Here is a 9,911-nt window from a genome sequence, read left to right as displayed (position 1 = left end):
GCGCATTTTGCAAACGAGCCTGAAAAGATGAAGACTCTTTTTTGCTGCGGCGATTGCAAGGCGAAAATAATGATAAAAAAGCAGATAGAAGATGCTAGAAAAGGGGCAATGTAATGGATGCGAATCTACTTCAAGCAAGAAGCTACTACTACGAATTTTTTGCAATTCCGTTTTTTTTCTATGAAACGGATGCGAAATTTAAGCGCTGGAAGGAGCAGCTGGAGTTTTTACGCAGCTCGCCCATTGTGCCTAGCGATGAGGCGGAATTTCAAAATTTGGCGAAATTCGATTTTGCAGCGTTTAAAAGCGAGCAAAATTCCGTGCTTTTTGATTTTTCATACGCCAATGTGCCGATGAGTGCGAGCTTCTACGACGAGGGACGCGACGATGGACGTATGCGTGTCGCGGTAATCGACGTGCTAAAAAAGAGTAAATTTCGCCGCAATATGGAGCTTTGCAAAGAGTGCGAGGATTATGTGGGATTTATTTTTTACCTGCATTCAACTCTGCTGCGCGACGCGGCTGCAAAACACAGCGCGGTTTTAAACGGACAAAATTCCGTGGCAAACGAGCAAAATTTTACGAATAGCGCGAGCTTGACGGCGCAAGACGGAAAAAATTCTGTAGATTCGCATGGCAGTAAAAATTTTATAGGCCCGCAGGATGGTAAAAATACTGCGAGCGCGCAATGCGCTAAAAATTTCGTCGGCGCGCAAGACGGCGAAGCGCTGGCGTTAGAGCTTTTTACGAATGTCACCAATAGCTTTGTGGATGAGTTTAGCGAGCTTTTGTGCGGGCATGTGCGGGCGGATTTTTTCAAATCATTAGGCGCACTAATGAGAAGCTTTTTTGCGCTTGAGCGCTCGCTTTTAGCGCTTACCGCTCCGCAAAAGAAAGATCGCAGCGTCGTTAAGGAAGCGATCAAAAAAGGTGGCTATCAAAATAAATTTACCAATCCGGAAGATATTTTTGATCTGGATTGATAAATAAAATTTTTAACGGAAATCTTAACGCGAAAGCAGAATTTCGGTTAAATTTTAAACTCGCAAGCTCGAGTTTTGCGAGTAGTTTTTTAGTTAGAACTTTATATTTTGAATTTTAAATAAAATTTAAAAAGTAACTTAAAATTTAATTTCCATCTCACTGCCTTTTCGTTATAATTCATTAGACTTAAATCCTGTAACAGGCGTTACTACAATAAAAGATTTAAAGCGATTTCTTCACAAAGGAAAACCATGGAGAACAAACGCAGGGATTTTCTTAAAAAATCTCTAAAAATCGGCGCAGTAGGTGCCGTGGGCGTTGCCGCGTCTCAGGCTCTAGCGAAAAGCGAGCAGGACTATGGCGATACCGTTCGTGGCAAATCACCGAAAAAAGAGGTGCTTTACTGGGAGAGTGAAGCGTGGAAAAAATACTATAAAGTAGCTTACTAGGAGAATTTTCATGAGTGAGAATGCAATCGGAAGGAGATCGTTTTTGAAACTCGCCGCTTTAGGAGCGAGCAGCGTAGCCGCGTTTGGCGAAAATAATACGCTAAGAGCCGCTACTGAGCAAGAGATCAAAAACCCATTTCCAGGTTCCGTTATGAAGCGAACGATATGTTCGATCTGTTCCGTAGGCTGCGGTATCGAGGCTCAAGTGGATGAGAGCACCAATACCTGGATTCGCCAAGATATGGCAGTAGATCACCCGATCTCGCAGGGCAGTCACTGCTGTAAGGGAATCGATCAAATCGATCTAACCAAATCTAAAATGCGTCTTAAATATCCGCTCAAAAAGGTTGGCGGTAAATGGGAGCGCATAAGTTGGGAGCAAGCCGTTAACGAAATCGGCGATAAAATGCTTCAAGTTCGCAAAGAGGACGGCCCAGATAGTGTAGTGTTTCTGGGCTCGGCTAAATTTTGCAACGAACAAGCGTATTACTTTAGAAAATTTGCAGCTTTTTGGGGTACGAACAGCAACGACCACGTAGCTAGAATTTGACATAGCGCAACAGTCGCCGGTGTGGCGAATACTTGGGGTTATGGAGCTATGACAAATCACGTAGGCGATATGGCGAAAAATTCTAAAATGATCCTTTTTATAGGTGCGAATTCCGCGGTTGCAAATCCAGTGGGAGCTATGAAGCACGCTCTTCAGGCTCGCGATAGAAACGGCGCGAAAATCGTTGTAGTTGATCCAAATTTTACTAGAACTGCGGCTAAGGCCGATATGTATATTAGAATTCGTCCGGGAACCGATATAGCGTTTGTGTACGGAATGCTGCATCTAATCTTTAAAAACGGCTGGGAAGATAAGGAGCTAATAAAAACCAGAACCTACGCTGTAGAGGAGATTAGAGCCGAAGCTGAGAAGTGGGATCCTAAAGAGGTAGCCAATGTCACCGGCTGCAAAGAAGAGGAGCTGATAGAATTTACGAGGATGTTTGCTACCACAAAGCCCGCTACTTTATGCTGGGCTCTAGGCATTACACAGCACTCGATCGGAAGTTCTAATACTAGAATTTTGGCTCTTTTGCAGCTCATACTAGGCAATATGGGCAAGCCGGGCGGCGGCTGCAACATCCTTCGAGGCCATGATAATGTTCAGGGCGCTACCGATATGTGCAATCTCTCCGATAGCTTACCTGCGTATTACGGGCTAGCCGATAACGCTTGGAAGCACTTCTGCAAGGGCTGGGGCGTAGATTACGAGCAGTTTATTAAAAGATTTGCCGTCTCTACTAAGCAGCCGCACGAAAAGCAGGGTGAAAAAGTGCCTGGTACGAATTTTACCGAGTATTTTCACTACGATCCGAGCATCGAGCAAGATGTGATAAACTGGCGCAACGAAAAGGGCTTTTCGCTATCTAAATGGTGGCAGGGCGTTTTGAAAAATGAGCCCGTTTTAAGTAGTGGCAATGTCCGCGTTCTTTGGGTGCAAGGCACAGGAATTACTTCTATGGCACACGTTCGAGAGACTCAAGAAGCGTTAGGTAAGATCGATATGCTGGTAGTCGCCGAGCCATTTTTAAACGAAGTAGCGATTCTAAACGATAGACCGGATGGAATTTATGTTTTGCCGGTAGCTACGCAGTTTGAGAGCGAAGGTCATCTAAGCGCTACAAACCGCAGCGGCCAGTGGAGAACTCAGATTGTTAAGCCTCTATTTGAGAGCAAAGAGGATCAGGAGGTAATGTTTTTATTCGCGAAAAAATTCGGCTTTTACGACGAATACGTTCGCGGCATGAAGATGGGCATCGTTGATGGCGAGCTTAAGCAGGTTAAAGACGATTTTGTTTGGCCTGACGACGCTACCGATGAGATCGCACGCAATACTCAAAGTATTGGAAATAACGGTCGTACCGCAGCTAGATTTCGCAGACAACAGAAAAATTGGCATCTATTTGATCCCGATACTTTGCGCGGCATAGGTGGAGAAGTAGAGGGCGAATACTACGGGCTTCCATGGCCTTGCTGGGATACGCAACACCCGGGCACGCCGATTCTTTACGACGTAACTAAGCCTTATGCCGACGGCGGTATGGGATTTAGAAACCGCTTCGGCTTAGAACACGACGGCGTTTCGCAGCTAGCCGACGAGAGCATTACCCTTCCTGGCTCAAAAATTTCGGGCGGACACGCGGAGATTACCAAGGCAAATATCGAGCAGGTTTTAGGCATCACGCTAAGCGAGGATGAAAAAGCCAAGATGGGGCCTACGTGGAGCACAGATTATAGTGGCATTATCGCTAAAAAATGCCGCGAGTTTGGAATTTGTCCTTGCGGAAACGCAAGAGCAAGAGCGAAGGTTTGGCAGTTTGCGGATCAAATTCCAAAGCATCGCGAACCGATCCACTCGCCGAGATGGGATTTGGTGGAGAAATATCCGACCTTTGCGGATCAAAAACGAAATTTCCGCGTCTTTACGAGATTTATTTCCGAGCAGAAAAAGCAGGATTGGAGCAAGGACTTCCCTACTATCGTAAGCTCGTTAAGGCTTGTAAATTTAAGCGGTGCGGGCATGATTGAGCGCACGAGCAAGTATCTTTCAGCGATTACTCCGGAGATGTTTGCGCACGTAAATCCTAAGCTTGCCGCTGACAAAGGTATCAAAGATGGCGAGATGATGTGGATTCATTCGCCGCAAGGCACGAAGATCAAAGTCAAGTGCATCTATTCGCACGCCGTAACGCCTGATCGTATTGTTATGCCGTATAACTTCGCGGGAATTTTCCAAGGCGAGGATCTAAGCGAGCGTTACCCTGAGGGTACTAAGCCATATATCAGAGGCGAGAGCTCAAATACGATTACCAACTACGGCTTTGACATAAATACGCAAATTTCGGAATTTAACGCCGGTCTTTGCAGACTAGAAAGAGCATAAGGAGATAAAATGCCGGCAAGATTAAAATTTTACGTCGATGTCGAGCGTTGCATCGCTTGCTATGGTTGCCAGGTAGCCTGCAGCTCGGCGCACGGGGTTCCCGTGCAGATCAATAGGCGCAAGGTTATCACTTTAAACGAGGGCATAGAGGGGCAGGAGGTTTCAAGCTCTATCGCTTGTCAGCACTGCACCGATGCGCCTTGCGCGCAGGTTTGCCCGGTTCAATGCTTCTATATCAGAACCGACGGCGTCGTTTTACACGACAAAGATAAATGTATCGGCTGTGGATATTGCCTCTACGCGTGTCCGTTCGGCGCTCCGCAATTCCCTAGAGACGGAGCTTTCGGTATTAAAGGTGCGATGGATAAGTGTACTATGTGCGCGGGTGGACCGGAGCCTACGTTTTCGCACGAAGAGCTTCATAAATACGGCCAAAACCGCATCGCAGAGGGCAAGGTTCCGATTTGTGCGGCGATCTGTTGCACGAACGCTCTAATCGTGGGCGACGCGAGCAGAGTTTCGGATGTTTATCGCAAGCGCGTACTTACGCGCGGCGTGAGCCTATAAGATTGTGGAATTTTAAACGCCTACGATTTAAAATTCCGCCTCTTTTACAGAAATTTCAACCGAGCGACGGCTTTAAATTTAGCGGTCGCTCGGCGCAAAATTTTATTTAAAAATTCCACTCTTGCCCATTCGCCACTAGATTATTTCAAAAAATCGCTTCTTGCTGACATTAAAATTTTAAATTTATGCTACAATCACTCAAATTTAGGATTTGAAATCTTAAGCGAAAGGATCCGTCTTGAAAAATAAAATTTCACTTTTTTTGGTCATTTCGGCGTTTTTGATTTTTACGGGTTGCTCTAAAAATGTGCCCGTAAATAGCGGCATTGTGCGCACTTCCGAGCCGCTTCACATTATGGAATTTCCGCAAGATAAGCTCATAAGCGTAAATTTTACCAATACCTCTACGACGGATTCAAATTTAACCCAAGTAGTGATCCAGCATCTGCGTGCGGACGGATTTAAGGTCGTAAATAAAAGCGCGGCGAATGTCCAAATCGGCGGCAATCTCAACTATTTCCGCAAGGCGGATTTTTCGCGCAGATCGTGGGATAATCCGAGATTTAGCTTCGGAATGGGCTTTGGCAGGTATTATAGATATACGGGCGTGGGCGTAGGCTGGGGGATGCCGTTCGGATACGATCCTTGGGACGACGACGATTATTACAGAGACTACTTCTACGACTCGCAGATCAGCCTCTACATAAGCGTCAAAAACAAAGGCGCTTGGAAGGATTACGTAACTAATCTCAACTACCAAAGCATCAAAAATCCGGGCTCTAAAGACTCAGTAATGGATGCGCTAAATTTTAAAATTTACGAATATATAAGACAACTGATTAAGCAGGGAAGATGATAGTAAAAGAGAATAAAAAGCCCGTAGCGATGACGCTGGCGGGATCGGCGATTTTGGCGCTCGCTAGCGGATATTGCTACCACGCGGGCTTTGGCGGCGCGGCGCTTTTTGCTTCCGTAGTCGCGGCGCTTTGCGCGTTTTTTTGCGCGCTCAGACTCGGCGCTAAAAATTATTTGCAGATCGGCGAGGACGCCCTTACAATCGTGCGCGGCGCAAATTCCGAAAGCTTCGAATACAAAGATATTGCAAATTTAGGCACAAAAACCTTCGTTGCGGGCAGAAATAAAACGGAGCTTTTAAATTTTGTATTCAAAAAAGCGCCGCAGGCGCAGGACCGCTTTAATTTTTTACGATTTTACAGCGACACGGAGGCCACGCTACCGGGCTCGTTTGAAATTTCGATCTACGAGCTGAGTAAAATTTTGCGCGAAAAAGCGGGTCTTTCGCAAAGCTCTGAGGAAGAGCAAACTGCTTCAAAAGCTCGCAAGGGCGCTAAGGGTTCTAAAAAAAGCGCGGGTAGCGGTAGAAATTTTAAAACTAAAAACCTCCACGATGAAAATTCCGATACGCAAAATTCCTACGGCGCACAAAATTTAGGCGCGGAGAATTCCTACGCCGTGCAGAATTCCATCGCACAAAATTCTAATGGCGCCGCTGATTCAAACGGCGCGCAGAATTTGAAGGGCGCTTCAAATTTAAACGAACAAAGCTCCGCCGCGCCGAATAATACAGTTTCTTCAAATAATGCCGCTGCGGGCGAAAATTTCACAGGCGCCGAGAATTCCGCGCCTAAAATTCTCGCGAGCGATAATAAGCCTGACGTTGCGCCCGAAAGTGCGGCGGTAGACGACTCCGATACTACCGATACGGCGATGCAAAACTCCGCCTGCGAAAGTAAAAATAAGTAGAGGCGCGGTCTTGAACTCCTTGCCGATCGGAATTTTCTTGCAAGGAGCCGCGCTGATGCTCTCACTGATCGTCGCGATCGGCGCGCAAAATATCTTCGTCATCTCCCAAGGTCTTGCGAAAAACCACGTCGCGGCGGTTTGCATGGTCTGCGCGCTAAGCGATGCCGTATTTACGGGCGTTGGGATATTTTTAATCGGCGGCGCCCTTAAGCAGGGCTCGCTTCTTACCCAAATTTTAGGCATAGGCGGGGTTATATTTCTGCTCTGCTACGCGCTAAGCTCGTTTTTTAGCGCCTACAGGGGCTCGCATTTTGCCAAGATCCAAAACTCTGCAAATAGCCCGCTGGCGCCCGTCGTAGCCAAAGCTCTTGCGGTGACGCTTCTAAACCCGCACGTGTATTTAGACACCGTCGTGGTCGTGGGCTCGCTCGGCGCTACGATCGCAGATGCCCAAAAGCCGTGGTTTTACGCGGGAGTTATGTTCGTATCGTTTGCGTGGTTTTTCGGCTTGGGCTACGGTTCAGGGGCGCTTTCGAGGCTTTTTGCAAGTAGCAGAGCGTGGCGCATAATCGACGCGCTCGTGGGAGTTTTGATGCTTTATATGGCGTATCTGATCGCGAAGTTTGTCTTTAAAATTTAAAATTTAACGCTAAAATTCCGCATTCTTGATAAAGGATCTATGATGAAGATTGAAATTGAAAGCGGGCTCGAACTAAAAGAGGCCTTGTGGCGCGTAGAGAAAGCTCTGCGACTAGTGACCGACAAGGACGGCAAAATCACATCGAGCGCGACGCTTTACGTGGGCAAACATTCGCTTTTAAATTTACTCGATACCAACCAGATCGAAAATATCCAAAACGCCTATGCGCGCGCCAGGACGGAATTTCGCGCGGAGATGCTGGGCGTGCTGGAGGGCTTTTTATCTCAAGAGGATGCCGAGAAAGATCCGGAATATGCACTATTTAATCAGTTCTACCAAATGGCGATGACCGCGGGCAGAAAGAGCGATATCTTTATCCATGTCCAAGGCATCAGCGAAAACGAGGTCGTGCTGCGTGTATATCAGCGCTTTGAGCTGGAGAGCGGCGAGACAATCTATTACGCAGGCGGTGAGTTTAGCTACAATCTGGATGAAAATTTCGGCAAAATTTATCGCTACGAAATCTGATTTTGGCGGTACGGCGCGAGATCAGGTGCCTCTTCGATCGAAATATTGCGTCCGTATTATGCTTCTTTGCCGCGGGGACGCATAAATTTAAACTCTAAAAATACGCGGCGGGCTAAATTTAGACAAGCTTTCTGTGATGATAGAATTCCGCTCGGTTAAAATTTATCGTAATTCCAAATTTAAAGCTGCGTGTAAATTTTATCCTTCGATACGCAAATTTTACCCTACTGCCCGCCTGCCTTCGAGTTTGAGCCTTGTTTTACGCTTGCCGAAATTTTTAAGTCGAGCTCGCATAAAATTTTATTTCTTAGGTACATAAATTTTGTCGGATCGCACTTTTATGCAAAAGAAAAGATAATTAAACGAAGCCGAATTTAACCAAGGCGCGTATATAGGAAGGCGGGCTCAAAGATGATACGCTAGGTGGCGGTTTGCTGCCATTGCTTACTTTAAAAATTTTAAGCATTAATACGTGCAAAATGTAAAAACAAAGAAGTGAAAACGCAATGCCAAGTAAAAAACTAGGATAATAAGAGCGCTGATCGGTCTGGTGATAATGATCGCAAAAGCCGTTGTTTGGCAGCTGGTGGGGGGTGGTCGGACTCGTGCCCTTTATCGTGGGCGTCACGGGATTTTGCCCCGCTTGCTACTTTTTAAACCGCTGTTCGCTAAAGCGTTAAATTTAGCCGCGGTGTGCGGTTTTGCCGTGCGCCTAGAAAATAAGCGCGATAAATTTTATGGCAAAGCGAATGAACTTTAAATTTTAATTATCCGCGCTTCGCTGCAGGATGTTAAATTTAAACTAGCCCTTTAAAGCTTAAAATTTTATCGTGCGATGCAGGGCGGAAATTTAATCTCGTGCCGCCGTCAATCGGCATGCCGCTATCCGCGTAAATTTTAACGCCGTGCCGCTTTTGACGCTCTTGCTAGAGCGGGCTTGTGCTCCGCGTCCGCCATAAATCAAACTTCCAATATGAACAGTGCTTCATCGCTTAAAATTCATCTTAAATTTGCTAAAATTGCAGCTAAATTTAAAATTTAAAGGAGCCAAAATGTCAAACATCTTAATCATAGGTGCGGGCGGCGTGAGCCAAGTCGCGACCGTAAAATGCGCGATGAACGCGGACGTTTTTAAAAAAATCACCCTTGCAAGCCGCACCAAAAGCAAGTGCGACGCGATCGCTAAATTTATAAAAGACCGCCTAGGCGTCGCTATCGATACCGCCCAGATCGACGCGGACGACACCGACGCGGTCGTAAATTTAATCAAAAAAACGGGTGCGCAGCTACTGCTAAACGTCGCGCTGCCGTACCAGGACCTAACGCTGATGGACGCGTGCTCTCGCGCCGGCATCCCATACATCGACACCGCAAACTACGAGCACCCCGACACCGCAAAATTTGAATACAAGCTGCAGTGGGCGAAGGACGGCGAGTTTAAAGCCGCAAACACAATGGCGCTTCTGGGAAGCGGCTTTGATCCAGGCGTGACGAACGTATTTTGCGCCTACGCACAGCAAAATCTCTTTGACGAGATCGGCGAAATCGACATCCTAGACTGCAATGCGGGCGATCACGGCTATGCGTTTGCGACGAATTTCAACCCCGAAATCAACCTGCGCGAAGTGAGCGCAAAGGGCCGCTACTGGGAGCGCGGCGAGTGGAAAGAGACCGAGCCGATGGAAATAATGTTCAAATGGGACTACCCGAAAGTCGGCGTCAAAGATAGCTACCTGCTCTATCACGAGGAGCTAGAAAGCTTAGTAAAAAACATCAAGGGGCTGAAGCGAATCCGCTTTTTTATGACATTTGGGCAGAGCTACCTAACTCACATGAAATGCCTAGAAAACGTCGGTATGCTGCGTATCGACGAGGTCGAGCATAACGGCGTAAAGATCGTGCCGATCCAGTTTTTAAAGACCTTGTTGCCTGATCCTGCGTCGCTCGGCCCTCGCACGAAAGGCAAAACCAACATCGGCTGCGTGATCCGCGGGCTCAAAGACGGCAAAGAGCGCCAGGTCTATATCTACAACGTCTGCGACCACGA

At 46.9% G+C, this 9,911-nt stretch carries 10 protein-coding genes; all 10 read left to right on the top strand.

From position 1 onward, the window contains the following. The first annotated feature begins 113 nt into the window (after positions 1 to 113). The gene (locus Q0140_RS04245) at positions 114 to 983 is read left to right on the top strand and encodes a molecular chaperone TorD family protein (protein WP_297962207.1); all 870 of its coding nucleotides are present in this window, start codon (positions 114 to 116) and stop codon (positions 981 to 983) included. A 252-nt stretch (positions 984 to 1,235) separates the two neighbouring features. Beyond that, positions 1,236 to 1,433: a twin-arginine translocation signal domain-containing protein gene (locus tag Q0140_RS04240; RefSeq protein ID WP_005871103.1), complete on the top strand. Its 198-nt coding sequence runs from the start codon at positions 1,236 to 1,238 to the stop codon at positions 1,431 to 1,433. 10 nt (positions 1,434 to 1,443) lie between these two features. Then, the gene (locus tag Q0140_RS04235; RefSeq protein ID WP_297962205.1) at positions 1,444 to 4,365 is read left to right on the top strand and encodes a formate dehydrogenase subunit alpha; all 2,922 of its coding nucleotides are present in this window, start codon (positions 1,444 to 1,446) and stop codon (positions 4,363 to 4,365) included. Positions 4,366 to 4,374: 9 nt separating this feature from the next. Next, complete coding sequence (gene fdh3B / locus Q0140_RS04230; protein ID WP_297943676.1) at positions 4,375 to 4,932, top strand: formate dehydrogenase FDH3 subunit beta; 558 nt, start codon at positions 4,375 to 4,377, stop codon at positions 4,930 to 4,932. Positions 4,933 to 5,170: 238 nt separating this feature from the next. Further along, entirely contained in the window at positions 5,171 to 5,788 is a 618-nt protein-coding gene (locus tag Q0140_RS04225) for a hypothetical protein (protein ID WP_177387092.1), read from the top strand. Further along, positions 5,785 to 6,696, top strand: a complete 912-nt coding sequence (locus Q0140_RS04220) for a hypothetical protein (RefSeq protein ID WP_297962203.1) — start codon at positions 5,785 to 5,787, stop codon at positions 6,694 to 6,696. The genes Q0140_RS04225 and Q0140_RS04220 overlap by 4 nt, the downstream gene beginning before the upstream one ends. A gap of 10 nt (positions 6,697 to 6,706) precedes the next feature. After that, positions 6,707 to 7,336 carry a LysE/ArgO family amino acid transporter gene (locus tag Q0140_RS04215; RefSeq protein WP_297962201.1) on the top strand — a complete coding sequence of 210 codons (630 nt, stop codon included), beginning with the start codon at positions 6,707 to 6,709 and terminating at the stop codon, positions 7,334 to 7,336. A gap of 42 nt (positions 7,337 to 7,378) precedes the next feature. Continuing rightward, a complete protein-coding gene (locus Q0140_RS04210) occupies positions 7,379 to 7,864 on the top strand; it encodes a hypothetical protein (RefSeq protein WP_297962199.1) in 486 nt (161 codons plus the stop codon). Positions 7,865 to 8,436: 572 nt separating this feature from the next. Continuing rightward, positions 8,437 to 8,544: a DUF2892 domain-containing protein gene (locus Q0140_RS12610; protein WP_366112836.1), complete on the top strand. Its 108-nt coding sequence runs from the start codon at positions 8,437 to 8,439 to the stop codon at positions 8,542 to 8,544. A 372-nt stretch (positions 8,545 to 8,916) separates the two neighbouring features. Further along, positions 8,917 to 9,911 (top strand): saccharopine dehydrogenase family protein (locus tag Q0140_RS04205; RefSeq protein ID WP_297962197.1); only part of this gene is annotated, 995 nt, incomplete at its 3' end.

The sequence above is a fragment of the uncultured Campylobacter sp. genome, from assembly GCF_938045405.1.
Classification (GTDB): domain Bacteria; phylum Campylobacterota; class Campylobacteria; order Campylobacterales; family Campylobacteraceae; genus Campylobacter_B.
The sequence above is the reverse complement of the archived record's forward strand: the minus strand, read 5'-3'. Positions and strand labels throughout refer to the sequence as shown.